Source organism: Brachybacterium zhongshanense, from assembly GCF_055385755.1.
The window spans coordinates 2,230,847-2,255,025 of sequence record NZ_AP043790.1 but is presented as its reverse complement, the minus strand read 5'-3'; the positions used below and the strand labels follow the sequence as shown (position 1 = coordinate 2,255,025).

Genomic DNA, 24,179 nt, shown 5'->3' with positions numbered 1-24,179 from the left:
ATGCGGCGTCCGGGAACCGCTGTGCGCGGTGATGGCTCCACGCACATCCGCCCCACCAGCGCGATCGTCCTGAGCGCACTGGTGTGGGCGCTGTGCTCGGCGACGGTCGCGCAGGCCCTGTGGGTGTACGGCGCGTCAGGTCTCCGGTTCGCCGAGCTGCCGGTCGCCGTCGCGATCGTCGTGTGGGCGCTGCTGTGGGCGCCGCGCGTGATCGTGCGCGATCACGAGATCGAGGTGCGCAACGTGCTGGTCACGCACCGTCTGCCGATGGCCTCGATCGCCGACGTCCGGCTCGGGGCGATGCTCCGCTTCGTCCTCGAGCCCCGCTCCGAGGCCGACGACGCCGATGTCATCACCGCCTGGAACGCCCCGGGTGTCGGCAAGGACCGTCCGCGCGAGCGGATCTCCGCATCCGACCCGCGAGCCGCCGCGGCCGACAGCACCGTGCGGGGCGGCGGCCGGGCTGCGTCGCGTCGCAGAGCCGCGTCGGACTGGTCCCAGCGGCTGGTGGAGGATCAGCGGTCGAGCCCCAGCTTCCGGGCCCTCGAGGCGTGGCAGCAGTGGGAGCGCTCATCCGACGACGGGGTCGAGCACGCCGACCCGGGTGCCGAGCATGCTGACCGGGATGCTGGGCACGCCGAGCTCGCGACCCGGCAGGTGAACGCGCCCGTCGTGGCAGGCCTCGCCGTCGCAGCAGCTCTCGTGGTCATTCACATCATCCTCTGAGCACAGGGCCTCCGCTGAGCGTTCGGCCTCAGCTGAGCGCTGCGCGCCGAGCACGGCGGCGTGCGTGCAGGGTGCGCTCCTGACAGCTCGCAGCACCAGAGGGCCCGTCTCCGAATAGGGGCCCGTCTCTGATCAAGAGGGCCCGTCTCAGCATGAGAGGGTCCGGTCGCCATGAGGCGACCGGACCCTCCTGCTCCTGTCGGCTCGGAGCGCTCGTCCAGGCTCAGGCCTTGAAGCCCACCGTCGTCCAGTCGACGGTCTCGAACAGGGCGGCGCCGTAGTTCACGATGCCGTCGGCGATCGCCACGATTTTCGGCGTCGCGTAGAACGGGATCACCGTGAACGCGGCGGCGACCGTCGCGGAGAACTCGTTGGACGCGGCCATGCGCTTGTCGGGATCAAGCTCGGTCTGCATGAGCTTCGCATTGTCGGCGAGCTCGTCGTCCAGATCCAGGCCCGTGTAGTTCTGGTTGGAGTCGACGGGGTAGAACAGGTTGCCCGAGGACTGCTGCGGGAACAGCGTGCCCTGCCACGAGAAGGTCACCAGATCGAAGTCGCCGGTGGCGATGTAGTCATCGAAGTAGGTGTCCGAGGGGACCGTGGTGAGCTCGACCGAGAAGCCCACGGCGTTGAGGTCCGTCTGGATCTGGCGGGCTCGGTCGGAGTTCGACTTGACGTCTGCCGGGATGGTGACGGACAGCGCGAGCTGCTTGCCGTCCTTCTCCCGGACATCACCGTTCAGCTCCCAGCCGGCCTCGTCGAGCAGGGCCCCGGCCGCATCGGGATCGTAGGCGAGCGCTGAGCCCGTGCCGGCCTCGAAGGAGTCCTCGTAGCCGTCCTGGCCGGGCATGAACACGAAGTTGTCGACCTTCACGACAGGTGCGTCGAGCGGGCCCACCACGGCCTCGCCCACGGCGTCGCGGTTGATCGCACGGGCGAGGGCCTCGCGCACCGCGGCGTCCTCGAGAACGCCGTCGCCGCCCTTGGTGTTGATCGTGACGTGGGTCCAGGTCAGACCGTTGGTGGTCTGCATGACAGCGTCCGAGCGGCTGCTGGCCTGCGAGAAGGTGTCACCGTCGGCGACGTCGATCGCGTCGAGCTCGCCGTTGGCGAACGAGGACGGCATCTGGGTCTGGGTCACGACGGAGTAGATGATCGTCTCGAGCTTCGGGGCCTGGCCCCACCACTTCTCGTTGCGCTTGAGGGTGACGACGCCGCCGGTCTGGTCGATGCTGTCCACCACGAACGGGCCGTAGGAGGGCGTCGGGGTGGAGACGTAGTCCTCGTTGAAGGCGGTGGCCTCGCTGGAGACGGCCTGCGGGATGTCCGGGTAGATGTACGAGATCCAGTCCGGGAACGAGGAGGAGTACTCGATCTCGCCGGTGTACTCGTCGTCGGTCTGCCGGATGTCGGCGATGTCCTCCCAGCCGGAGGTGGAGGCGACCTCGAAGTCGCTGTCCGAGCCGTTGCACGCCTTCCACTGGGAGATCATGTCGGCGATCGTGATCGGAGTGCCGTCCTCCCAGACGGCGTCCGGGTTGTACTTGACGGTGACGATCTGCGGATCCTCGCTGGTCAGCTCGGCGGAGACGACGCAGTCCTCGTTGATCGAGATGACGCCGTCCTCGTCGGCCTTCAGACCGCCGGGGGCGGTGGGCTCGCGGATGGTGTTCAGATCGGCGAGAGCACCGTTGAGGTGGTAGTAGTTCCACGTGTCCGGCAGCTGGTTGACGGCCAGGCGGAGCGTGCCGCCCTCCTCGACCTCGTCGTACTCCGCGCGGACCCAGTCGGTGCTGGGGAGCTCGGAGGTCGCCTCGGCGGCGGCGGAGTTCGACTCCGCGGCGGAGCTGGCCTGCTCCTCCGAGGACTGCTGGCCGCATGCCGCGAGGGCGCCCATCCCGCCGACCAGGGCGGTGCCCTGCAGGAACCGGCGACGGTTGCTGGTGATGGTCATGGTGAATCTCCTTTGGGGTGACGCCGTCGCCGGTGGAGACGGACGCTGAGGGAGTCGGAGGTCCGACTGGGGTCAGGGAACGGATGGGTGGCGCAACGCGCTCGGCGGACTCGCGCGCTGCCGCGGAGAGCGGACGCGGGAGGTCATGACCGCTCGGTGCCGCTGGTCGGGTCGAGGGCGTCGCGCAGGGCGTCGCCGACGAGGGACACGGCGGTCAGCAGGATGACCAGGAACGCGGCGGGGAAGATGAACAGCCAGGGGCGGGAGACCGCCGCCGAGGTGCCGTCCTGCAGCAGGGTGCCCAGGGAGACGTCCGGCGGCTGGATGCCCAGGCCGAAGTACGACAGGGACGTCTCGGCGAGGATCGCGGAGCAGACGCCCAGCGTCGCGTCGACGATCAGCAGCGAGGACACGTTCGGGATGATGTGGCGGGTGAGGATCCTGAACGTCCCCACGCCGGTGAACCGCGCGGCGAGCACGAACTCCCGCTCTCGCAGCGACTTCGTCTGGTTCTTGACGATCTGGGACATGATCATCCAGCCGAACAGCGCGATCGCGACCACGAGGACCATCCAGGACATGCTCGAGAGCAGGGGCGAGATGATCATCAGGACGTAGAACACCGGCAGCACGAGCAGCAGGTTCACGAGCCAGCCGTGGAACAGCTCGAGCGGCCCGCCGAGATATCCGGCGAGGGATCCGATCAGAGCCGCGATGATGGTCGCTGCCGGGGCGGCGATGAAGCCGATGAGCAGGGACTTGCGCAGAGCCGCGGTGATCGAGGCGTACAGGTCGATGCCGATGGCGTCGGCTCCGAACCAGTGCTGCGCACCCGGGGCGGCGTTGAACCCGTACGGATCCTGCTGGCCGACGGCGTAGATGTTCGGGATGTTCCCGAACAGGGCGAACAGGATGATCGCCAGCGTGATGCCGCCGCCGATCCAGAAGTTCGGCTTGCGCTTGAGCCGGCGCCAGACCAGACCGTTGCGGGATACCGGACGCTGGACCGCGGCGTCGGCGACCGCATCCTGCTCGACGACCTCGGCCAGCGGATCGATCTCGGCGGGCGCCTCGGCGGCCCCTGAGGGAGGGGTGGAAAGCATGGACATCGGTCAGACCCTCACTCTCGGATCGAGCGCGGCGTAGAGGAACTCGGACAGAGTGGAGGCGAACAGGATGATCACGGCCGAGAACATGACATTGCCCGCCAGCGCGTTCACATCGGACTTCTGCACGGCCTCGATGCCGTACTGGCCCATGCCCGCCCACGAGAACACGATCTCGAGGAACGCGGACCCGGCCACGAGGGTTCCGAAGGAGTACGCGAAGTAGGTGGACATCGGGATCAGCGCGACGCGCAGGCCGTGCTTGATCAGGGCTCGCGAGCGGGTGGCCCCCTTGGCGCGGGCCGTGCGGATGAAGTCGGAGCCGAGCACGTCGAGCATGACCGCTCGCTGGTACCTCGAGTAGCCCGCCGCTCCGAACAGCATCAGGGCGATCGTCGGCAGCAGCAGGTGGGACGTGTAGTCCCACAAAGTCGCCCAGAAGCCGGTCACCCCTGGCGTGTAGGCGCCGGTGAACCGGATGACCTGACCGCCCAGCAGCTGGTTGATCTTCGTCGCCGCGATCATCAGCAGCACGCCGCCGACGAACGTCGGCATCGAGATCAGGATGTAGGAGATGTACGAGATCGCCTGATCGGTGGCCTTGTACTGCCGGACCGCGCTCCAGACGCCGGCGGCGACGCCGAGCAGGGCCGCCAGGATCGAGCCGATGATCAGCAGGCGGAGGCTCACGCCGGCGCGGCCCAGCCATCCCTGCTCCCAGAAGAACAGCCACGAGCTCGGATCGCCCAGCATCTCGGTGATCACCGGGCTGCCGCTGGTGTCCTTGCCGAGCTTGTCGGAGAACGGCGCGGTGACGATGCGCTCGATCCACCACCAGGTGCGCAGCAGCACGGGATCCTTGTCGTTGATGCCCTGAGCGGTGAGGATCGCGTCGATCGAGGACTCGTCCAGAGGAGGGTTCCTGCCGAGGTACCGGTTGCGCGGATGGAAGAACGAGCTCGCCGCGATGTACGCGAACACGGTGGCGAGAGCGGTGAGGATCGCGTAGTTCACGAACCTGCGCAGGATGTACTTGATCACCGAGCGGCTCCTCGGACTGATGCGCGATGGGGGAGACGGCGCACCGACGAGGGCACAGGGCCATGCGGGGGAAGCATCTGAAGGTACTGCGGCACTTGTCATCCTCACGTCGAGGGCGGGGCGCCCGTGATGGTTCACCCGTGGTACCCCGTGGGGGTACGTCCCGTCGACACTATGTTTCGTTCTGCGTCGTTTTTTGAACTCTAGGTCACGTGAGGCAGTGCACCCAGCTCTCAGACGCTCTCCGCATCCGAATCGTTATCCATGTGAACCCATGTGGCGCAGGCGGCATCGGCGTCGTCCGCACGAGGGCGCGCTGAGGGTGCTGAGGGCGCCGAGGGCGCGCCGACCGCCGCGTCGGTCGCTGCCATCTTCTGCTGTCCGCGCGGTGGCGACCATGCCGCCCTCCTCAGTGGGAGAGCATCAGTCCTGCTCAGGGCGGCCGGAGAGTTCGCGCAGGTAGCGGTGGAGATGGCGGCGGTCGATCGGGCCGACGGGATGCTCCGCGGCGTCGGCTTCGCGGGCCTCGTCCAGGATCCGGGTCAGCTGAGGGCTCAGCGCCGGTGCCTCCGGGTCGCGGGAGCGCTCGTCGTCGATCTCGGCGAGGACCCTGGCCAGGCTCCGTGAGGTCATGCGCCGGCTGGGCTGGGCACCGTGGATCATGTCCTCGGTCCGCCGAACCCGCATGTCCTGGGCATGGGGGAGGGCGAAGTCGGCGTCGAGGTCGAGGGGCGGGGCGTCCGCATGGTCGGCGCACACCGGGGTGCGCTGGATCAGCCAGCTCGCGGTGCCGGCCATCAGGCCGAGGGTGATCGGCAGTGGCAGCGCGAAGCGCATGCCGAACAGCGCGCAGACCCCGACGAGCGCGAGGATCCCGGCGGTGCAGATGCCCAGGCGCAGAAGCAGATCCCGGAGATCCGTGCTCATCGTGCACCTCCTGCGGAGCCCTCTGCCGCGGCGGTGCGCCCCTCGAGCTGCGCCGTGAGCGCATCGAGCAGGGCGAGGGCGGTCTCGCGATCGGCCTCGGCCAGCGGCCGGTCGTCGAACAGCGCCCGACGGTACAGCTCCGAGAGGCGCTCCAGCGAGGTCGCATCCAGGTCGAGGGAGGCGAGGACGGCGACCACGTACTCGAGCGTCGTCTGCGTCGGCTGACGGCGGATCCCGGCGGCGGCGATCGCCCGCTCGAGCGCGAGCCAGGCGGCGATCACCGCATCGTGCGCGTCCACCACGCTGGACAGGCGTGCCCGGGCATCGTCGAGAGCGGCCCTCGCCTGCGCCACCGTGAGCTCCTCGCTGTCGGCGACCTCGGCCGCGAGGGGCGGCGGCGGCTCGGCCAGGCGGCGCATGCGGTGGACGACCCAGATGGCCAGCAGCACCAGGGCGATGCTCGCGATCACCAGCAGCGCGGTCACGGCGCCGCGTCCGACGTCGGCCCGCGGCTCCACCGTCTCGACCTCGTGGGTGTCCCAGTCCGGTTCGCTGTAGTCCTCGGCGGTCTGCTGGACGGTGGAGAGCTCGAGGTCACCGCCGCCCGTGTAGGTCATGAGCTCGCCGCGATCCGCGGCGGCACCGAGCGTGACCAGCGCCAGCGCGCCCAGGGCGACCAGCATCAGGACGATCGCCACCGTCCGTCGGGGGGAGGACGTCGGCTCCGTCGACGACGTCCGAGGGTCATCAGGCATGGGAGGGCTCCTGCGAGGATCCGGCAGTGTGCGGGGAGGCGACGATGACGCACTGCTCGCCCGCGATCCGGGTGAGCACGAGCGTGGCCTTCTCGTCGCCGAAGCGGCGCGGTCGCAGCTTGCGACGCAGCTCGTCGGGCTCGACGACGGTGCCGCGCTTCTTGATCTCGAGCACCCCGAGACGATGCTCGCGCAGATAGGAGGTCAGGCGCTTGAGCCCGAAGGGCATGACATCGCGGACGGCGTAGCCGCGGGCGAAGGGGGTGTCCGCGCGGCGGTCCGAGGACAGGTACGCGATCGTCGGATCGAGCGTGCGGGCGTCGAGCTGCTCGGCGATCGTCCCGATCAGTCCCGCGCGGATGACGGCGCCGTCGGGCTCGTAGAGGTGATCCCCGATCGGGCCGGTCCCCGGATCGCCGGGGGAGTCCGGACGGGAGAGGAGCGTGTGGGTGCCGTCGCGGTCGATGACGAGCGCCGAGGTGGACGCCCCCGCTGCCGCCAGCGGACCGAACCAGCAGGTGGCCTCGAGCACCTGCCCGTGGAAGGACAGCCACTGCGTCTCGGTGCCGTCAGGCAGGGCCTCGCGGTCGATCCCGGGACCGAGCTTCGCCCCGAGCGGCCCGAAGCCGCTGCGGGCATCGGACCCCGGGGACGGCGCCGCGCTGCCGGCGCCCAGAGCCCGGGCCAGCTCGATCACCGTCGACAGCGGCGGCTCGTACTCCTCGGGATCGTGCAGGCGGCGGGTTCCGCGCGCACTGCCGCGGGCCGGGGCGCGGCGCGCCGGATCCAGCCAGATCCCCTCGGTGGAGGCGGGGTCATGGTCCTCGACCCGGCCCAGTCGCACCTCGGCGGAGGGGAAGGGGCGCAGGTTCATCGTCGCGACGGCGACGGTCACCGGATCCCGGTCCACGGCATGCACGTCGATGTCGAAGCCCGCGAGGGCCATCGCGTCCCCGCCGATGCCGCAGCCGAGGTCGGCGACCGAGGCGACGCCCGCGTCCCGGAAGCGGCGGGCATGCAGGGCGGCGATGGACAGCCGGGTGGCCTGCTCGAGACCGTGCGGGGTGAACAGCATGCTCGCAGCGAACTCGCCGAACTTGTCGGCCGCGCGGGCGCGCAGGCGCGACTGGGTGAGGACTGCGGAGACGAGCTCGGGGGAGTGCCCGGCGGCACGGAGGGAGGCGCCGCGGCGCAGCGCATCCTTCTCGTCGTAGGGAGGCAGCGAGTTCAGCAGCGACCAGCCGCTGGGATGGAGGACGGGTTCGATGGCCCTGACCGCTTCGTCGGCGACGGCGGCATCATCAGCGGCAGGGGGAACATCCATGCTCGCGAGCCTACCTGTCGAGTGGCGAGCGAGCGCCCGGCCCCGCGGTCGGGAACGACTCAAGCCGAGGCGTCCAGGACGATCTTGCCGCGGGTGTGCCCCTCCTGCAGGAGCTGGTGGGCGCGGGCGATCTCACCGAGCGGAAGGACCTGGGAGGCCTCCAGGGGGTAGGCGCCCGAGCGCATCCCCTGCACCAGATGATCCAGTCGAGCGCGACGGATCACGATCTGGGGGATCAGCGCCGTGATGCCGCGCTCCTTCGCCGGCCCGAGGTCGGCGAGGGTGGGCAGGACGACGATGCGTCCGCCGTCGGCGACGTGGTCCAGGCTCGGCACGAAGGTCGAGAAGTAGTGGGTGTCCAGCACGACGTCGACGCCTCGGCCGTCCGTGGCCCGGTCGATCTCCTGCTCCCAGTCGGCCTGGTCGTAGGCGATGGCGCTCGCGCCGAGGTCCTCGATCCGGGAGGCGTTGGCGGCGCGGCCGGTGGCCCAGACCTGTGCGGCGCCGGCCTCGAGCGCCATGGGGATCAGCAGCTGCCCGACGCCACCGGAGCCGCCGTGCACGAGCACTGTCTGCCCCTCGGTGATCTGCGCGCAGTCCTGGATGGCCGCGATCGCCGTCAGCCCCGCGAGGGAGAGACCGGCCCAGCCGGGGAGATCCTCGGCGGAGATCTCATCGGGGATCGGTGCGAGGTCGTCGGCGCTGATGGCGATGATCTCCGCCGCCGTGCCGCGACGGTCCGACGGATTGCGCATCCCGAGCACGCGGGTGCCTGGGGCGATGCCGCGGGAGGCGAGCTCCGCCTCGTCGAGGTCCGGGGCGGCGCCGATCACCGTGCCGGCCATCTCCCGACCGGTCCCGGCGGGCAGATCGAGGGATGCCGCCATGCCGGAGGACCCGTCGCGGATCTTGTAGTCCACGGGGTTCAGGCCGACGTACGAGACCTGCACCAGCACCTCACCCGGGGCGGGCTCCGGAACGGGGGCGTCCTCATGGAGGGTCAGGACCTCGGGGCCGCCGAAGCGGTCGAAACGGATCTCGCGCATGCCTCCATCATGCACCCCCGGCGACCGAGGCGCCGGGGCCTGTGGATGAGAGGCCCTGCGGATGAGAGGCCCTGCGGAGGAGTGGCACGGGACCGGAAGGCCCTGCGAGCGGGGGCCACGGTGCCGGCAGGCCCTGCGGATGAAGGGAGCGGTCCGTTGGCGTGGGAGGATCGGCGCACGTCCGCCCGAAGGAGCAGCATGTCCGAGCACCGCCTCACTGTCGCCCGGTGGCGAGAGCATCTCGCGCAGGAGATCGTGATCCGGCCCCCGCGGCTCGACATCCCGCCGGAGGAGGCGCGCGGAAGGGTCCTCGCGGCCGACGTCATCAGTCCCGAGGATGTCCCCGCCCTCCCCGTAGCCGCCATGGACGGCTTCGCGGTGCGTCGATCGGACCTTGCGACCGGCGGCATCGTGCTTCCCGTGAGCACGGACCTCCCCGCCCGTCCTGGCCATCCCGTCCATCTGCGCGAGGGCAGCGCCGCACGGATCATGACCGGTGCTCCCGTTCCCGTCGGAGCCGACGTCGTGATCCAGGTCGAGTCGACCGACGCAGACCCCTTCGCCCCCGCCCCCGCTCAGGTCCGCATCACCCTTGATGCGGTGCCGGCCGCGGGCCGGCACATCCGCGACCGCGGCGAGGAGACCGCTCGTGGCAGCGCCATCGCCCTCGCAGGGGACACGGTCGGTGCGGGCCTGATCGGCATCGCCCGCTCGCTGGGGATCGCGACCCTGCCGGTGCTCGCGCCGCCCCGGATCGCCGTCGTCGTCACCGGCGACGAGCTCGTCGGCCCCGGTGCATCAGGAGAGCCGGCGGCTTCATCTGGAGAGCCGGCAGCAGACACAGCGATGGGCCCGGCAGGATCCACGGCCAGAGCGACGTCGGGAGCGGCGTCAGCGGCGGTCGGAGCGGCGTCGGGAGCGGCAGTCGGAGTCGGAGCAGCGACAGGGCACGAGCGCCTTCCCGGTACGGTCCGGGAGTCCAACGGCACGATGCTCGCCGCGGCGCTGCGAGCCGACGGGGCCGACGTCTCCGCCTGGCGCAGCGGTGACGATCCGGAGGCTCTGCGCACTGTCCTCGCCGAGGCCGCGCGCTCCGCCGATCTTGTCATCACCACCGGCGGGGTCGGGCAGGGAGCCTACGACGTCGTGAAGAACCTGCTGGGCCCCCGCGGTGAGAACTCCTCGCGCTTCGAGCATCTGGCCCTCCAGCCCGGTGGTCCGCAGGGCGCAGGCCACCTGCCGGCGGCACTCGGTGATCCCACCGCGGGCACCCCGATCGTGCATCTGCCCGGGACTCCCGTGGGCGCCTTCGTCGGACTGCATCTGTTCGTCCGGCCGCTGCTCCCCGGGGCCGACGCCGCGATCCGCCGCATGCCCCTCGGCGTCGACGACGAGGCGGGGCCCGGCGGTCGCAGGGCTCGTCGGGCGCGTCCGGGGATCTCCGCTCGACCCGGCCGACGACGCATCGACGAGGAGGGCATCGAGGTCGTCGACATCGTCCCCGGCAGCCGTCTGACCCCGTTCGCCCGTGCTGATGCGATCGTCCTGCGCGAGCGTCCATCCCACGGCGCCCCCGCCTCCGGCTCCGCGTCCACGGTCCCCGGCTCCGCGTCTACGGTCCCCGGCTCTGCGTCGAGGGTCGCCGGCTCTGCGTCGAGGGCCGCCATCGATGCGGACGAGTCGCTGTCTCCGTTCTCGTCTCCGTCCGGCGACCGGGTATACGTGCAGGTCATTCCCCTCTGACCCCCGCGTGATGCCCTCGATCAACCCCGCGTGATGCCCTCGATCGATCCCGCGTGATGCCCGCGATCGATCCCGCGTGACGCCCGCGATCGACCCCGCGTGACGCCCCCGAAGCCATGAGACGCCCACCGATCTCGCCACCGATGCTTTCCGAGCTTCGATCAGCCCTCGGATCGCGTCGGACCCTCACCAGGAGGGCCGAGATGTCCTCTCAGCGGCCCTGAACCAGGAGCAGTGTCCGTCTACCGCCGCTTGAAAGGCGTTCAAACGGCGGTAGACGGACACTGCTCAGCGTGGCGGCGTGGCGGCGTGCCGGCGTGGCGAGGGCACTTCAGTGACCGTCAGCCTCCGGCGAAGGGGGGCAGAACATCCACGCGATCGGTGTCGACGAGCGTCCGCTCGAGATCGGTGCAGGCCACGCCGTTGACGAGGACGCTCGACCGGCGGATGACCTTCGCGCCGCGCTCAGTGGCTCCGGCGACCAGCGCATCGAGCACCTGCTGGAGGGTTGCACCGGGGACGGTCGCGGTCTCGGCACCGTACTCGGCGGCGGCTCCGGCGAAGAGGTTCACCTCGATCGAGGGAGCGTGGTCGTCGGCCAAGGAAGACTGCTCCGTCTCGGCGGATGGTGCTCCGCCGCTGGTCGCCTCGGAGGCGGGAGTGTCTGTCGTGGTCATCGTGGCGCTGCTCCTCTCGTGCTCATCCGTGCGCCCTGCTCATCGGCTCATCGGGCTCATCCGCCGATGGCGCTCATGGGGCGCTCGGGCTGGCGGAAGTCGGAGCGGTCCATGCCGTGCCCGGCCTTCTTCCCCCAGTGCGCGGCGCGCCAGATGTCGGCGATGGTCTCGTCGTCGGCCCCGTTCCGCAGAGCGCCTCGCAGGTCCGTCTCCTCGCGGGAGAACAGGCAGGTGCGCACACGGCCCTCGGCGGTGAGGCGGGTGCGGCGGCAGTCGGCGCAGAACGGGCGAGTGACCGAGGCGATGATGCCGACCCGTCCGCGGGGGCGACCGTCGGCGCGGTCCGCGACGTCGTAGAGCTCGGCGGGGGCGCCGTCGCGTCGGACATCGGCGGGCGTGAGGAGGTAGCGGTCCGCGAGGATCTGGTGCACGTCGGCGGCAGTGATCATGGTGCCGCGGTTCCAGCGGTGATCGGCGTCGAGCGGCATCTGCTCGATGACCCGCAGCTGCAGGGCGCGATCGAGGCACCAGTCCAGCAGGTCGGGGAGTTCGTGGTCGTTGACGTCGGGCATCAGCACGGCATTGACCTTGATGGGGTCCAGGCCTGCGGAGCGGGCGCCGTCGATGCCCTCGAGCACCCGATGCAGCAGCGGACGGCGGGTGATCCGCTCGAAGGTCTCGGAGACCACGGAGTCGAGCGAGACGTTGATCCGATCGAGACCTGCTGCCCGAAGCTTCTGCGCGCGGACCTCGAGTCCGATCGCATTGGTGGTCAGGGAGATGTCCGGGCGGTTCGCGAGGGCGGCGACCCCGGCGATGATCTCGTCGAGGTCGGGGCGGGTGAGGGGCTCGCCGCCGGTGAAGCGCACCTGGGTGATGCCGAGGCGGTCCACGCCGATCCGCACCAGGCGCACGATCTCCTCGACCGACAGCATCTGGTCCTTGGCCAGGAACGTCAGTCCGGAGGCGGGCATGCAGTAGGTGCAGCGCAGGTTGCAGAAGTCCGTCAGGGACAGGCGCAGGTCGGTCGCGGAGCGGCCGAAGCTGTCCAGCAGGCCCGGGGAGGCGGGACGGTCGGAGACGTCGGGGAGGGCCGAGGAGGTCTCGTCGGTCGTGCGCGGGCGCGGCATTCCGAGCGCGATCGGACGCGATGACATCGCGATCCACCTCCACCTGTCGGGGCGCGGCGCCCGACGACGACATCCAGCATAGGCCGCGCTGCATCCATACTGGGGGGACGTGCGCCCCGCTGACGGCGAGGTGCGACGCGACGCACGCCGGACCGACGCGGCACGCGGGACCAGGAGACGGAGGACGGCGCTGATGGCACGGTCGAGGACGGCGCAGGAGAGCATCCGCATCCCTCTCGAGGAGCATGCGGCAGACGCCGCAGCGCTGCTGGCTCCGCTGCATGCGCGGACGCCCGTCCGGCTGGGCGCCGACGCCATCGGCCGGATCATCGCCCATGACGTGCGGGCCCGCGTCGACGTGCCGTCGGCCGACAACTCCCAGATGGACGGCTATGCGGTCGCCCGCGCGGACCTCGTCGGCGCGCCCCTCCGGCTCGGGCCGACGATCGCCGCGGGCGATGCGCCCTCGACCCTCGAACCAGGCACTGCCCGACCGATCATGACCGGCGCGCCCATGCCCGTCGGAGCCGACCTCGTCGTCCCCGTCGAGGAGTCAGCAGAGGGTGCCTTCCCCGTATCCGCGTCCCTGTCCGCGTCCGCGTCCGACACCGAGACCGTCGCCGAGGCAGCCGGCGAGAACGTGATCCTGCACCCGCAGGATTCGACCGTCGGACGCTATGTGCGCCGGCGCGGCTCGGACACGTACGCGGGCGACACCGTCCTGCGCGCCGGTGCGCAGCTCACGCCCGCACGGATCGCGCACCTGGCCGCGTGCGGCATCGCCGAGGTCGAGGTGCTCGCCCCGATCCGCGTGCTCGTCCTCTCGACCGGCAGCGAGGTCGCGCCCGCGAGCGAGGTCGCGCCGTCGAGCACGGGGGCCAGTGCAGCGAGGAGCACCGCTGCGGGCGCCGGCACAGCGAGCCCGGGGATCCCGGCGGGCGGGGCCTTCGACGCGAACGGGCCCGGCCTCGCCGCCGCGCTCGCCGAGGCGGGGGCCGAGGTCGTGAGCGTGGGCACCGTTCCCGACGACCCGGAGGCGCTGCTGCAGCACCTGTGCGCTGAGGTCGAGCGCACCGATGCGGATCTGATCGTCACCAGCGGTGGCGTCAGCGCGGGCGCCTTCGAGGTTGTCCGACAGGCGGCCGAGCTGCCCGGTGCCGTGCTCACGTTCCCGAAGGTCGCGATGCAGCCCGGCGGGCCGCAGGGCATCGGCACCCTCGACCTCGGGAGTGCTCCGGGCCGGTCCGTCGGCCAGGACGGAGCTCCCGGGTCGGGCCGACGCGTCCCCTGGCTGGCATTCCCCGGCAATCCCGTCTCGGCGCTCCTGAGCTGCGAGCTCATCGCCCGACCGGCTCTGCGCGCGCCCGCCCGCCAGCGTCTGCGCCTGCCGATCCTGCTGGAGGAGGAGGAGGTCTCCTCCCCGGCGGATCTCGCGCAGCATCGTCGGGCCCGGGTGCTGCCGTCGGGCCGTGTGCGCCTGGTCGGCGGCCCGAGCTCGCACCTGATCGGCGGCCTCGCGGCCGCGGACGCCCTGGTCCTGGTCCCCGTCGGCGTCGACCGCATCGCGGACGGCGACCTGGTGGAGACGATCCTGATCCCTGGAGGGGAGAGATGAACGAGCTCACGCATGTGCGTCCCGACGGATCGGCCCATATGGTCGATGTGACGGAGAAGGCGGTGACATCCCGCGAGGCCGTCGCCCGCGGCACTCTGCGCACCCGGTCCGACGTGGTCGAGCGCATCGCCCAGGGCGATCTGCCCAAGGGCGAGGCGCTGCCGGTCGCCCGGATCGCCGGGATCATGGGCGCCAAGCGCACCAGCGACCTGGTGCCTCTGTGCCACCCGCTGCCGATCTCCGGGGTCGAGGTCGACCTCGTGCCGGTCGAGGACCGTGTGGAGATCACGGCGCGGGTCCGCACCCGGGGCGTCACCGGTGTCGAGATGGAGGCGCTGACGGCGGTGACCGTCACCGCGCTGACGGTCTACGACATGATCAAGGCCGTCGACCACCTGGCCACGATCGAGGACATCGGAGTGGTGTCCAAGTCCGGCGGCAAGAGCGGGGATTGGACGCGCGAGCAGATGCTCGCGGAGCAGCAGCGCGCCGAGCTGGAGCAGCAGCACCAGCAGGCGCAGCAGCAGCAGGAGGGCCGGCTATGAGGGATGTGCCCGCGGTGCGCAGCGATGTCGACTGCATCCGTCGCGACGGCGACGGGGTGCCCCGTCTGCGGGGCGCGGCGTGCGTCGTGATCGCCTCGACCCGCGCCGCCGACGGCACCTACGAGGATCGGACCGGTCCGATCCTCGAGGAGTGGCTCGTCGGCCGCGGGCTGGATCCCGTCCGTCGGGTGGTGGTGGCCGACGGCCCTGACGTCGGCCGAGCGGTCTCCGAGGCGATCGCCGCCGGGGCGGACGTCATCATCACCTCCGGGGGCACCGGCGTGAGCCCCACCGACGTGACCCCCGAGCAGGTCGCGCCGCTGATCGAGCGGGACATGCCCGGTGTGCTCGAGGCCGTGCGCCGGCTCGGTGCCGAGAAGACCCCGACGGCGCTCCTCAGCCGCGGAGTCGCCGGGATGGCGGGCGGCAGCTTCGTGGTCACGCTGCCGGGCTCCCGGGGCGGGGTGCGCGACGGGATCGCGGTGCTGGACCCGATCCTCGACCATCTGCTGGACCAGCGCGACGGGGGCGACCACCGATGAGTGCGACCGATCCCGGCCCTGGGCCGACGCCGTTCGGCGCCCCGGCCGAGAGCCTGCGCGTGCCCGGCGACCCGGGGATGGGCGGGGCCGACGAGCGGGTGCTCCGCGCCGACGTCGGCCTCGAGCCGATCTCCGTCGTCGCCGTGGCCGAGGCCGTGGCGGATCCGCGATGCGGCGCCGTCGTGACCTTCGACGGCGTCGTGCGCGATCACGACGGGGGCAAGGGCGTGCGCTCCCTGACCTACACGGCCCATCCGACCGCGGGGGAGGCGATCGCCGAGGTCGCCCTCGAGATCGCCGAGCGCTATCCCGATGCGCTGGTCGCGGTCGCGCACCGTCACGGAGCGGTGGCGATCGGGGAGAGCGCCCTGGTCTGCGCGGTCGCCGCCCCGCATCGCAAGCTGGCCTTCGCCGCATGCGACGACCTGGTCGACACCGTCAAGCGCAGGGTGCCGATCTGGAAGCACCAGGAGTTCGATGACGGCACCGACGAGTGGGTCGGCGCCCTCGGCTGACGGTGAGGCGGCGCGCCGCTGAGCCGGATGGCGGCGCCCGGTTCGGCTCCGGTTCACGCGCGGGTCATCCGCGGCGCCTAGCGTGGGGAGCATGCGCATCCTCCACCTGACCGACACGCACCTGTACGGCGACCCGTCGGCCCGCCACTACGACCGGATCGACACCGCCGCGGCTCTCCGCGGGCTGCTCGCGCACTGCGGGGGACTGCTGGGGATCGATGCGGTCGTCCACACCGGCGACGCCTCCGAGGACGGCAGCGCCGACAGCTACCGCCGTCTGCACGAGCTGCTGGATCCCTTCGTCGCGGAGCTCGGGGCCGTCCTCGTGGTGGCGATGGGCAACCATGACGTCTCCGCGGTGTACGGGGAGTCCGTCGCGCTCGGCGATCGGGGGACCGTCGTGCAGGATCGCGAGGTCGCGCTGCCCGACGGCGGTCGCGTCGTGGTCCTGGACTCGAGCGTCCCCGGAGCCGGCTACGGACATCTCGAGCAGGAGCAGCTGCAGTGGCTGGACGCCGTGCTCGCCGAGCCGGCTCCGCCGTCGGCCGACGGAACGGCCCCGGGCACGGTGCTCGCGATCCACCATCCGCCGCTGCGAGCCGTGACCCGCCTGCTGGGCGGTCTCGAGCTCGACGGCCTGGAGGAGCTCTCCGAGGTGCTCGAGGGCTCTGACGTGCGGATCGTGCTCTCGGGCCACTACCACCATGCGATGGACGGGCAGATCGCAGGGATCCCTGTGCATGTCGCGCCGGGCGTGACGAACGTGGTCGACGCCGTCGGGTCGCAGGCGCACGAGCGGGCGCTCGCGCTGTCGGGCGTGAGCCTCGTCGAGCTCGGGGAGGGGGCGCCGCGCGTGATCACCTCGGTCCATCCCAATGCCGGGGACACCCTGTCCGGGAGCGATGCCGCCGGGACCCCCGTCTACGACTTCACCCCGGAGCAGGTGGAGCAGATCATCGCCGCCGCCGGCCGCCCGGCTGCGGGGTGATGCGGCCGGCGGGACCGGCTCAGCGGCCGGTCCGGCGGCCGGTTCAGCGGCCGAAGCCGATGGTGCTGCTGCCCTGTGACTGGCGGGCGCGCATCAGGGCCGCGTAGTCGCTTCCGCCGCGGCGCTCGCCTCCGGCGGTGGTGCGGCGTTCGATGTCCTGGCCCTGCAGGCGGTCGGCGAGGTGCTCCATGGCGGTGTTCAGGCGGCGGAGGACGTGCATGGCGGTCGGGATCCCCTTCGGTTCGGGTGGATGAGCGATCGGTGCGGGCGGGACGCTGGACGGTCCCTGGGTCTCAGATGCTCCGGCCGGCGCTCCGCCCGCTCCTGTTGTACTCGTCCGCGGCCGGTTCGTCACCGGGCTGGCGATCCCTCGTCGGCAGGGTCACAAGAAGTGTGTGACCTGCGGAGCAGAGGATGGCGACCGGGGTCGGGCGCCGCCGGCGCGAGCAGTCCCGGAGCCGTTCGCCCGCGTGATCGCCGACCGCGATTAGCACTCGTCTTGCATGAGTGCCAGACCGGTCCTAGAGTTGGCTCCGTTGGCAGTCGACGGCCGAGAGTGCCAGAGGCTGCCAGAGGGATCTTCTCCGGTCGGCACCGCGACGACGCCCGGGACCCGGATCCCTGAACCCAGAACTCTCTGAGTCAACTCACCATGAAGGAGTGACCCGCATGTCGGTCTCCATCAAGCCCCTCGAGGATCGTGTCGTCGTCAAGCCGCTCGAGGCCGAGCAGACCACCGCGTCCGGCCTCGTGATCCCCGACACCGCCAAGGAGAAGCCCCAGGAGGGCGAGGTCGTCGCCGTCGGCGCCGGCCGCTTCGACGACAAGGGCGAGCGCATCCCCGTCGACGTCAAGGTCGGCGACAAGGTCGTCTTCTCCAAGTACGGCGGCACCGAGCTGAAGTACGGCAACGAGGAGTACCTGGTCCTCGGTGCGCGCGACATCCTCGCCATCATCGAGAACTGACCGGATCGAGGATTCTGATCCATGGCTAAGGAAATCATCTACGACGAGGATGCTCGTCGCGCCCTCGAGCGCGGCGTCGACAAGCTCGCGAACACCGTCAAGGTCACGCTCGGCCCCAAGGGCCGCAACGTCGTCCTCGACAAGAAGTGGGGCGCCCCCACGATCACCAACGACGGCGTGACCATCGCCCGTGAGGTCGAGCTCGAGGATCCGTACGAGAACCTCGGCGCGCAGCTCACCAAGGAGGTCGCGACCAAGACCAACGACATCGCGGGAGACGGCACCACCACCGCCACCGTGCTGGCGCAGGCGCTGGTCCACGAGGGTCTGCGCAACGTCGCCTCGGGTGCGGCTCCGTCCGCTCTCAAGCGCGGCATCGAGAAGGCCGTCGAGGCGCTGTCCGCGCAGCTCGGCGAGATCGCGATCGAGATCGAGGACAAGGCGCAGATCGCCAGCGTCGCCGCGGTCTCGAGTCAGGACCGCGAGATCGGCGAGCTTCTCGCCGACGCCTTCGACAAGGTCGGCAAGGACGGCGTCATCACGGTCGAGGAGTCCTCGACCACCGCGATGGAGCTGGACTTCACCGAGGGCATGCAGTTCGACAAGGGCTTCATCTCCCCGCACTTCGTCACCGACGCCGACCGCCAGGAGGTCGTGCTCGAGGACGCCCAGGTGCTGCTGCACCAGGGCAAGATCTCCGCGGTCGCGGACATCCTGCCCCTGCTGGAGAAGGTCGTCGAGGGCGGCAAGCCGCTGTTCGTGATCGCTGAGGACGTCGACGGCGAGGCCCTGTCCACGCTGGTCGTCAACCGGATCCGCGGCAACTTCAAGGGCGCCGCCGTGAAGGCCCCGGCCTTCGGCGACCGACGCAAGGCGATGCTCCAGGACATCGCGGTCCTCACCGGTGCCCAGGTGGTCACCGCGGATCTCGGCCTGGACCTCAAGTCCGTCGGCACCGAGGTGCTCGGCCACGCGGGTCGCGTGGTCATCACCAAGGACTCGACCACCATCGTCGGCGGCGCCGGCGATGACGAGGCCGTGGCCGACCGCGTCGCGCAGATCCGCGCCGAGATCGCCGCGACCGACTCCGACTGGGACCGCGAGAAGCTCCAGGAGCGCCTCGCCAAGCTCGCCGGCGGCGTGTCCGTCATCCGCGTGGGCGCCCACACGGAGGTCGAGCTCAAGGAGAAGAAGATGCGCATCGAGGACGCGGTCTCCGCGACTCGTGCGGCCATCGAGGAGGGCATCGTGGCCGGTGGCGGAAGCGCCATCGTCCAGGCGTCCTCCGTCCTCCAGGACGGTCTCGGCCTGACGGGCGACGAGGCCGTGGGCGTGCGTCTGGTGGCTCGCGCCGTCGTCGAGCCGCTGCGCTGGATCTCGGAGAACGCCGGGCTCGAGGGCTACGTCGTGGTCGAGAAGGTCAAGGAGGCCGAGGTCGGCCATGGCCTGAACGCTGCGACCGGCGAGTACGTCGATCTCGTGGCCGCAGGCATCATCGACCCGGTCAAGGTGACCCGCTCCGCGCTGCGGAACGCCGCCTCGATCGCGGGCCTGGTGCTGACCACCGAGACCCTCGTGGTCGAGAAGAAGGACGAGGACGAGGAGTGATCCTCCGGCGGCCTGATGGCCGCCGGGCGGCCTGAGTACGAGCCGCCGTCGGATGGCGCACGGTCCCCGGGCCGGTGCACCATCCCGCCGCCAGGGCGGGCGGGCAGGAGAGATGTCCTGCCCGCCCGCCCTTCGTGCTCCCGCCCGCCGGTCGTGCTACCGCCCGCCGGTCGTGCTCCCGCCCGCCCGCCGGTCGTGCTCCCGCCCGCCCGTCGAGCACCGGCCCGTCGTGGATGTGCGGGCCGTCCCACCAGTGTGGATGCGCGCGCCCAGGGCCGTCGGGCGTTCTAGGATGGGCAGATCCGAAGAGCCCGGGCAGTGTGAGCGGGCAGTGCGAGGAGGTGCGATGGCAGTCAGTCCTGACGACAGCGGCGCTCCCGCGGAGGCGCTCTCGACGCGCACCTTCGGACCGCCCGCCACCGTGGTCCTCGGCACGCTCGTGGCCGGTGTCATCTTCGTCGTCGTGCTCGAGTTCCTGGTCATCATCAGCTTCGTCGGCCAGCGGCTGTGGAGCAGCCCGCTGCTGGGGCACGATCCGCTGTTCACCCTGCCCTTCGCACTGTGGGTGGCCGTGCTCATCGCCTCGATCGCGATCATGCTGCGCGTGCTGACGGCGTGGCTGCAGATCGACGAGCGCGGCTTCGTGCTGCGCGGGCTGTGCCGTCGGACGGTCACGGCCGGATGGGACGAGGTCGGCCGGGTCATCGCCGTGCGCGACGTCGGCCGCGAGGACGGGGGCGAGGCCGGCACGACGTCGGCGGAGACCGCCTATGACGGGGTGTACGTCCTCGACCGCGAGGACCACCGCCTCCTCGCCGTCTCCAGCCGATTCTTCGGTCCACGCGCGCAGGACATGGCTCTGCGGCGCGCTCGTGAGGCCGGCGTGCGGATCGACCACGTCGACGCGGTCTCGACCTCGGAGCTGAAGGTCCACGCCCCGCAGGCCCTGACCTTCGCGGACCAGCATCCGAACCTCATCCTGCTGGCGCTCGCCGCCTTCTATGTCGGACACAACGCGCTGACCTTCGCCATATGGGGTCTGTGAGCGGTGCCGAGCCCGGCCGGGAGCCCGGCCCTGGCCCTTCTTCGGGCCGCGCCGCCCGGCGTCGGGCTCGACGGCCCGACCCTCCGCTGCCGCAGCGGGAAGGGCTCGACCCCGTGCGCTGGAGCGTTCCGCCGTCCGCGTCTCCGCGTCCGGCGCGGGAGGCTCTGCTCGAACGCTTCCCGCGGCTCGGCGCCGAGGACGCGACCCCTCTCGACGATCGCTTCGCACGCGGTGACATCGTGCGCTCCGACGGCACCCCCTGGGGCGCCGACGAGACCGTCGGGGCCGGAGATGCGCTGTGGTTCCACCGTGAGATCGCTCCGGAGGACGTCCCGCCCCAGGAGCTGAGGATCCTTCACCGCGACGAGCACCTGCTGGTGCTCGACAAGCCTCACGGGATGGCCACCATGCCCCGCGGAGCCCATGTGCTCGCCAGTGCGCTGGTGCGACTGCGCCGGGCGACGGGCCTGACCGGGCTCAGCCCCCTGCATCGCCTGGATCGGCGCACCGCGGGTGTGCTCGCCTTCGGGCTCGTCCCCGACGAGCGCTCCTCCTACCAGCGGCTCTTCGCCGAGGGGGATGTGCAGAAGGAGTACCTGGCCAGGGTTCGGGCGGACGGCTCCGCGCCTGAGGCGCCCGGACCCGCCGACACCGCTGCGGTGCGCGTGGGGAGTCCTGCTGCACCGCTCGTCGTCGGCGCCCGCTGGCAGATGCGGGATCGCCTCGAGAAGCCCCGGGGGCAGCTGCAGACCCGACCGGTCGCGGGGGAGCCCAACGCGATCACCGACGTCGAGGTGCTCGAGGTCGAGCCCGACGGCGCGATGCTGCTCCATCTGAGCCCGCAGACGGGGCGCACCCATCAGCTGCGGGCTCAGCTGTCGGTCAGGGGGCTGCCGATCATCGGCGACGACCTCTATCCCGTCCCGCGCTCGGAGCCCGAGGAGCCGCTGCAGTTGCTCGCCCGCACCCTGGCCTTCACGGACCCGATCACCGGACAGGACAGGACCTTCCGCAGCGCGCGCGGCCTGCAGGGCCCGCGTAGCCTGGACGGGTGAGCATCCCCATGCCCGTGCCTGCTGACGCCGCTGATCCGGCCGACGACGCCGCGTCGGGTGATCCGGCCGACGGCGCCGAGAGCGGCCATCCGGCCGACGGGACGCCGATGCCGCGCCGTCTGCGCAGCGGAGCCGTCGTCGTCGGCCCGACGATCGGCGCCCGATATCTTCCCGGCGCTCTCCTCGGTCTCCCTCTGATCTCGATCCTGCTGTCGCCGTTCGCTGGGGCGGGCATCCAGGAGCTGCGTCGCTCGCGCCTGGCGGCCGGACATCATGGAGCGCTCGAGGAGCTGCTCGGGAGCTCCGCCGTGCAGCTCCTGCTGGGGGCGCTCGTGCTGTGGGTCCTGTTCGCGCTGTGGGCGCTGGTGCCGCTGGTGGCGACCCGGCAGGTGGTGCTGCTCGATGAGGCGGCGGGTCGGCTGACCATGCGCCGGGGCCTGCGATCCCTCGACGTCGCCCCGCTCGCCGATGCGGTGCGAGCGGTCGGAGGACCGGAGCGGGGTGACAGCGCAGAGATCATCCTCGACGGAGAGCGCCGCTGGGTCGTCCCCGGCATCGGCTGGGATGATCGCTCCTTCGACGGCCTGCGCGCACTGCAGGCCGCGGCCGGGCTCCCCGTCGCCCCCCGACGCTCGCAACTGGTCGCCGAGGCGCGGCACGCCCGACGCACCGCTCTGCACCGCGAGTACGCGCAGCGCCTGGGGATGCCATGGCGCGAGGAGTACGACCGCGACGAAGCCGCCTTCCAGCAGGAGTTCGATCGCGTCCGACGCGTCCTCGGCGGCAAGGAGCCGCCCCGACCCGGAGATCCGATGCCATGAACGATGACGTGCTCAGCACCGCCACCAGCCCGCTCGGCGTCCCGGACTCCCTGACCGTGCGCTCCGAGGCCGCCGCCGCCGTGGGCAGCGAGCTGCTCGCCAGCGGCATGGCCTCCTATCGCGTCAGGGCAGCGATGAGCCGCACCGCCCGCGCCCTCGACCTGGACTCGTTCACCTCCATCGTGACCGCCTCGGACATCACCGCCACGGCGACCTACGGCGGTCGATACCGCACACGGGTCACGCAGCCCTCGCACGTCGGGGTGGACGTCGACCATCTGTACCGCACCCAGCGCTTCGTGGACTCCCTGCCGGAGTCCGGCGTCAGCGCCGCCGAGGTGTACGACGAGCTCGGACGGATCAGCGCCCGCGGACCTCTCCACTCCCCGGTGCTGAACGCGCTCGCCGCGGGTCTGGCCTGCGCGGCCTTCGCCTTCCTCAACCAGGGCGGGATCGTCGAGATCCTCGCCGTACTGGTCTCGGCGACGCTCGGGCAGGCCGTCCGCCGACGCCTGCAGCGCAGGCGGTGGAACCAGCTGCTGATCACCGTGATCGCCGCCGCCATCACGACCGTGCTGTATCTGCTGGCGGTCGGTGCACCCACCGCAGCGGGCTGGATCGAGAGCGGCCACACTGCCGGGCACCTCAGCGCGGTGCTCTTCCTGATCCCCGGGTTCCCGCTGATCACCGGGCTGCTCGACCTCGTGCGCGGCGACTACGCTGCGGGGCTGCAGCGGCTCGCGCATGCCTCTGTGATCATCGTCGGCGCGGCCTCGGTGGTGTGGACGGTGACGCTCGCCGCGGGTCTCGAGGCCCAGCCCGCCTCATCCCTCGCCATGCCCTTCGTGCAGCTGCTCGCCCTGCGAGCGCTCGCGACGTTCGTCGGCGTGCTCGGGTTCGCCGTGCTGTTCAACTCGCCATGGCGGATCGCGCTCGCCGCCGCCGGGGTGTCGCTGGTGGCGAACTCGCTGCGGTTCTGCCTGACCGAGTCCCAGGTCCCCGACCAGATCGCCACCCTGCTGGCGACTGCTCTGGTGGGGGCGATCAGCTATCTCATCGCCCGCGCCTACCATGTGCCGCGTCCGGCCATCTCCGTGCCGGCGGTCGTGATCATGATCCCGGGCTTCGCGATGTACGACGGGTTCGCGCAGCTCAGCTCGGGCGATGTGGTCGCCGGGGCGATGCAGCTGCAGGAGGCCGTGCAGATCGTGATCGCCGCCGCCTCCGGCCTCGCCCTCGCGCACCTGGCCACCTCGCCGCAATGGCGGCAGGCCGAGCATCCGCGCTGAGGAACGAGCACTCAGGACCTCAGGTCAGGGCCACAGCTCAGGGTCCCGTCTCGGGTTCTCGTCTCAGGGCCTCGGATGGCCGGGCAGGAGCACCGCCCGGATCGCGTCCCGGATCAGGGGCGTGAGCTCCGAGGCGATGACCTCTGTGGTCGCGGGGTTCCGCAGCTCCGCCTCGAGGGTCGTGGTGATGCCGCCGACGACGAAGATGACGCGCGCACGGCGGTGCCCGTCCAGGGACCCGAACTCGGTGCCGTAGGTCCCCATGGCGACCTCCTCGCACATCCAGTCCATGGCCGCTGATCGCGCCTGCGGCAGAGCGTGACGGGAGTCCAGCGCCACCGCCAGGTGCTCGCGGTGCTTCTGGATGTACGAGAGGGTCAGCTCGAGCGGATCGCCGGGGGCGTCCTCATCCTTCGCCCTGTCGCGCATGCGCCGGCTTCCCACGTCGAGCTGGTCGCGCACGATCGCCGCGAAGACGTCGTCGACGCTCGAGAAGTGCTGGTAGAAGGTGGGCCGCGACAGACCTGCGGCCTTGCACAGCTGGGAGATCGAGATCTCGTCGGGGGAGTGGGTCCGCAGCAGGGTTCGCAGCGCCGCCTTCAGCGAGCCGCGGGAATGGGCGACGCGCACGTCGACGCGCTCGGGCTCCGGGGTCGCGCCGATCCGGGGGTCGCGGGTCGCACGGGGCCCGGCAGCGCCGTCGTTGTCCATGATCCGACTCTAGCGATGTCCAGCATGCGGACCCACTCGCGGGTGAGGAC

24 protein-coding genes are annotated in these 24,179 nt (G+C 71.3%); 13 read left to right on the top strand and 11 right to left on the bottom strand.

Translation table 11 applies throughout. From position 1 onward, the window contains the following. Positions 1–726: a PH domain-containing protein gene (locus ACZ5AJ_RS10170; protein WP_464133767.1), complete on the top strand. Its 726-nt coding sequence runs from the start codon at positions 1–3 to the stop codon at positions 724–726. Positions 727–949: 223 nt separating this feature from the next. On the opposite strand, the gene ACZ5AJ_RS10165 is transcribed toward ACZ5AJ_RS10170, so the two are convergent. From ACZ5AJ_RS10165 to ACZ5AJ_RS10135, 7 genes are all read right to left on the bottom strand, one after another. Further along, on the bottom strand, positions 950–2,680 hold the full coding sequence (locus tag ACZ5AJ_RS10165; RefSeq protein ID WP_464133764.1) for an ABC transporter substrate-binding protein: 1,731 nt from the start codon (positions 2,678–2,680) through the stop codon (positions 950–952). Positions 2,681–2,823: 143 nt separating this feature from the next. Beyond that, positions 2,824–3,783 (bottom strand): ABC transporter permease, encoded by a 960-nt coding sequence (locus tag ACZ5AJ_RS10160; protein WP_464133760.1) that lies wholly within the window; start codon positions 3,781–3,783, stop codon positions 2,824–2,826. A 9-nt stretch (positions 3,784–3,792) separates the two neighbouring features. Beyond that, positions 3,793–4,827: an ABC transporter permease gene (locus ACZ5AJ_RS10155; protein ID WP_464133757.1), complete on the bottom strand. Its 1,035-nt coding sequence runs from the start codon at positions 4,825–4,827 to the stop codon at positions 3,793–3,795. Positions 4,828–5,250: 423 nt separating this feature from the next. Then, a complete protein-coding gene (locus tag ACZ5AJ_RS10150; RefSeq protein ID WP_464133754.1) occupies positions 5,251–5,754 on the bottom strand; it encodes a hypothetical protein in 504 nt (167 codons plus the stop codon). Then, positions 5,751–6,509: a DUF4129 domain-containing protein gene (locus ACZ5AJ_RS10145; protein WP_464133750.1), complete on the bottom strand. Its 759-nt coding sequence runs from the start codon at positions 6,507–6,509 to the stop codon at positions 5,751–5,753. The genes ACZ5AJ_RS10150 and ACZ5AJ_RS10145 overlap by 4 nt, the downstream gene beginning before the upstream one ends. Further along, a complete protein-coding gene (locus tag ACZ5AJ_RS10140) occupies positions 6,502–7,833 on the bottom strand; it encodes a THUMP-like domain-containing protein (protein WP_464133747.1) in 1,332 nt (443 codons plus the stop codon). The genes ACZ5AJ_RS10145 and ACZ5AJ_RS10140 overlap by 8 nt, the downstream gene beginning before the upstream one ends. 59 nt (positions 7,834–7,892) lie before the next feature. Further along, complete coding sequence (locus ACZ5AJ_RS10135; RefSeq protein WP_464133742.1) at positions 7,893–8,879, bottom strand: NADP-dependent oxidoreductase; 987 nt, start codon at positions 8,877–8,879, stop codon at positions 7,893–7,895. A gap of 198 nt (positions 8,880–9,077) precedes the next feature. Between ACZ5AJ_RS10135 and ACZ5AJ_RS10130 the strand changes: the two genes are divergently transcribed. Beyond that, the gene (locus ACZ5AJ_RS10130; protein WP_464133739.1) at positions 9,078–10,622 is read left to right on the top strand and encodes a molybdopterin molybdotransferase MoeA; all 1,545 of its coding nucleotides are present in this window, start codon (positions 9,078–9,080) and stop codon (positions 10,620–10,622) included. Between the two features lie 341 nt (positions 10,623–10,963). Here the strand turns inward: ACZ5AJ_RS10130 and ACZ5AJ_RS10125 are convergent, their stop codons facing one another. After that, entirely contained in the window at positions 10,964–11,299 is a 336-nt protein-coding gene (locus ACZ5AJ_RS10125) for a MoaD/ThiS family protein (RefSeq protein WP_464133735.1), read from the bottom strand. A gap of 56 nt (positions 11,300–11,355) precedes the next feature. Then, the gene (moaA, locus tag ACZ5AJ_RS10120) at positions 11,356–12,456 is read right to left on the bottom strand and encodes a GTP 3',8-cyclase MoaA (RefSeq protein WP_464133732.1); all 1,101 of its coding nucleotides are present in this window, start codon (positions 12,454–12,456) and stop codon (positions 11,356–11,358) included. Positions 12,457–12,622: 166 nt separating this feature from the next. Between moaA and ACZ5AJ_RS10115 the strand changes: the two genes are divergently transcribed. From ACZ5AJ_RS10115 to ACZ5AJ_RS10095, 5 genes are all read left to right on the top strand, one after another. Next, complete coding sequence (locus tag ACZ5AJ_RS10115; protein ID WP_464133728.1) at positions 12,623–14,044, top strand: molybdopterin molybdotransferase MoeA; 1,422 nt, start codon at positions 12,623–12,625, stop codon at positions 14,042–14,044. Then, entirely contained in the window at positions 14,041–14,589 is a 549-nt protein-coding gene (moaC, locus tag ACZ5AJ_RS10110) for a cyclic pyranopterin monophosphate synthase MoaC (protein WP_464133724.1), read from the top strand. Before ACZ5AJ_RS10115 ends, moaC begins: the two co-directional genes overlap by 4 nt. After that, positions 14,586–15,131, top strand: coding sequence for a MogA/MoaB family molybdenum cofactor biosynthesis protein (locus ACZ5AJ_RS10105; protein ID WP_464133720.1), 546 nt, complete (start codon positions 14,586–14,588; stop codon positions 15,129–15,131). The genes moaC and ACZ5AJ_RS10105 overlap by 4 nt, the downstream gene beginning before the upstream one ends. Further along, a complete protein-coding gene (locus tag ACZ5AJ_RS10100) occupies positions 15,128–15,646 on the top strand; it encodes a molybdenum cofactor biosynthesis protein MoaE (protein ID WP_464133716.1) in 519 nt (172 codons plus the stop codon). Before ACZ5AJ_RS10105 ends, ACZ5AJ_RS10100 begins: the two co-directional genes overlap by 4 nt. Before the next feature lie 91 nt (positions 15,647–15,737). Beyond that, the gene (locus tag ACZ5AJ_RS10095) at positions 15,738–16,634 is read left to right on the top strand and encodes a metallophosphoesterase family protein (RefSeq protein WP_464133714.1); all 897 of its coding nucleotides are present in this window, start codon (positions 15,738–15,740) and stop codon (positions 16,632–16,634) included. Positions 16,635–16,677: 43 nt separating this feature from the next. Here the strand turns inward: ACZ5AJ_RS10095 and ACZ5AJ_RS10090 are convergent, their stop codons facing one another. After that, positions 16,678–16,854 (bottom strand): hypothetical protein, encoded by a 177-nt coding sequence (locus ACZ5AJ_RS10090; RefSeq protein ID WP_464133711.1) that lies wholly within the window; start codon positions 16,852–16,854, stop codon positions 16,678–16,680. A 449-nt stretch (positions 16,855–17,303) separates the two neighbouring features. Between ACZ5AJ_RS10090 and groES the strand changes: the two genes are divergently transcribed. The 6 genes from groES to ACZ5AJ_RS10060 all read left to right on the top strand — a co-directional run bounded on the left by groES (position 17,304) and on the right by ACZ5AJ_RS10060 (position 23,418). Then, entirely contained in the window at positions 17,304–17,600 is a 297-nt protein-coding gene (gene groES, locus ACZ5AJ_RS10085) for a co-chaperone GroES (protein ID WP_464133708.1), read from the top strand. Between the two features lie 21 nt (positions 17,601–17,621). Continuing rightward, on the top strand, positions 17,622–19,208 hold the full coding sequence (gene groL / locus ACZ5AJ_RS10080) for a chaperonin GroEL (RefSeq protein ID WP_464133706.1): 1,587 nt from the start codon (positions 17,622–17,624) through the stop codon (positions 19,206–19,208). 346 nt (positions 19,209–19,554) lie between these two features. Beyond that, positions 19,555–20,253 (top strand): hypothetical protein, encoded by a 699-nt coding sequence (locus tag ACZ5AJ_RS10075; protein WP_464133703.1) that lies wholly within the window; start codon positions 19,555–19,557, stop codon positions 20,251–20,253. Positions 20,254–20,366: 113 nt separating this feature from the next. Then, positions 20,367–21,308, top strand: a complete 942-nt coding sequence (locus tag ACZ5AJ_RS10070) for a pseudouridine synthase (protein WP_464133700.1) — start codon at positions 20,367–20,369, stop codon at positions 21,306–21,308. Next, entirely contained in the window at positions 21,305–22,129 is an 825-nt protein-coding gene (locus ACZ5AJ_RS10065) for a hypothetical protein (protein ID WP_464133696.1), read from the top strand. Before ACZ5AJ_RS10070 ends, ACZ5AJ_RS10065 begins: the two co-directional genes overlap by 4 nt. After that, the gene (locus ACZ5AJ_RS10060; protein ID WP_464133692.1) at positions 22,126–23,418 is read left to right on the top strand and encodes a threonine/serine exporter family protein; all 1,293 of its coding nucleotides are present in this window, start codon (positions 22,126–22,128) and stop codon (positions 23,416–23,418) included. The genes ACZ5AJ_RS10065 and ACZ5AJ_RS10060 overlap by 4 nt, the downstream gene beginning before the upstream one ends. Positions 23,419–23,481: 63 nt before the next feature. Here ACZ5AJ_RS10060 and ACZ5AJ_RS10055 read toward each other — a convergent pair whose 3' ends face one another. Continuing rightward, positions 23,482–24,129, bottom strand: coding sequence for a TetR/AcrR family transcriptional regulator (locus ACZ5AJ_RS10055; protein WP_464133688.1), 648 nt, complete (start codon positions 24,127–24,129; stop codon positions 23,482–23,484). Positions 24,130–24,179: the final 50 nt, after the last annotated feature.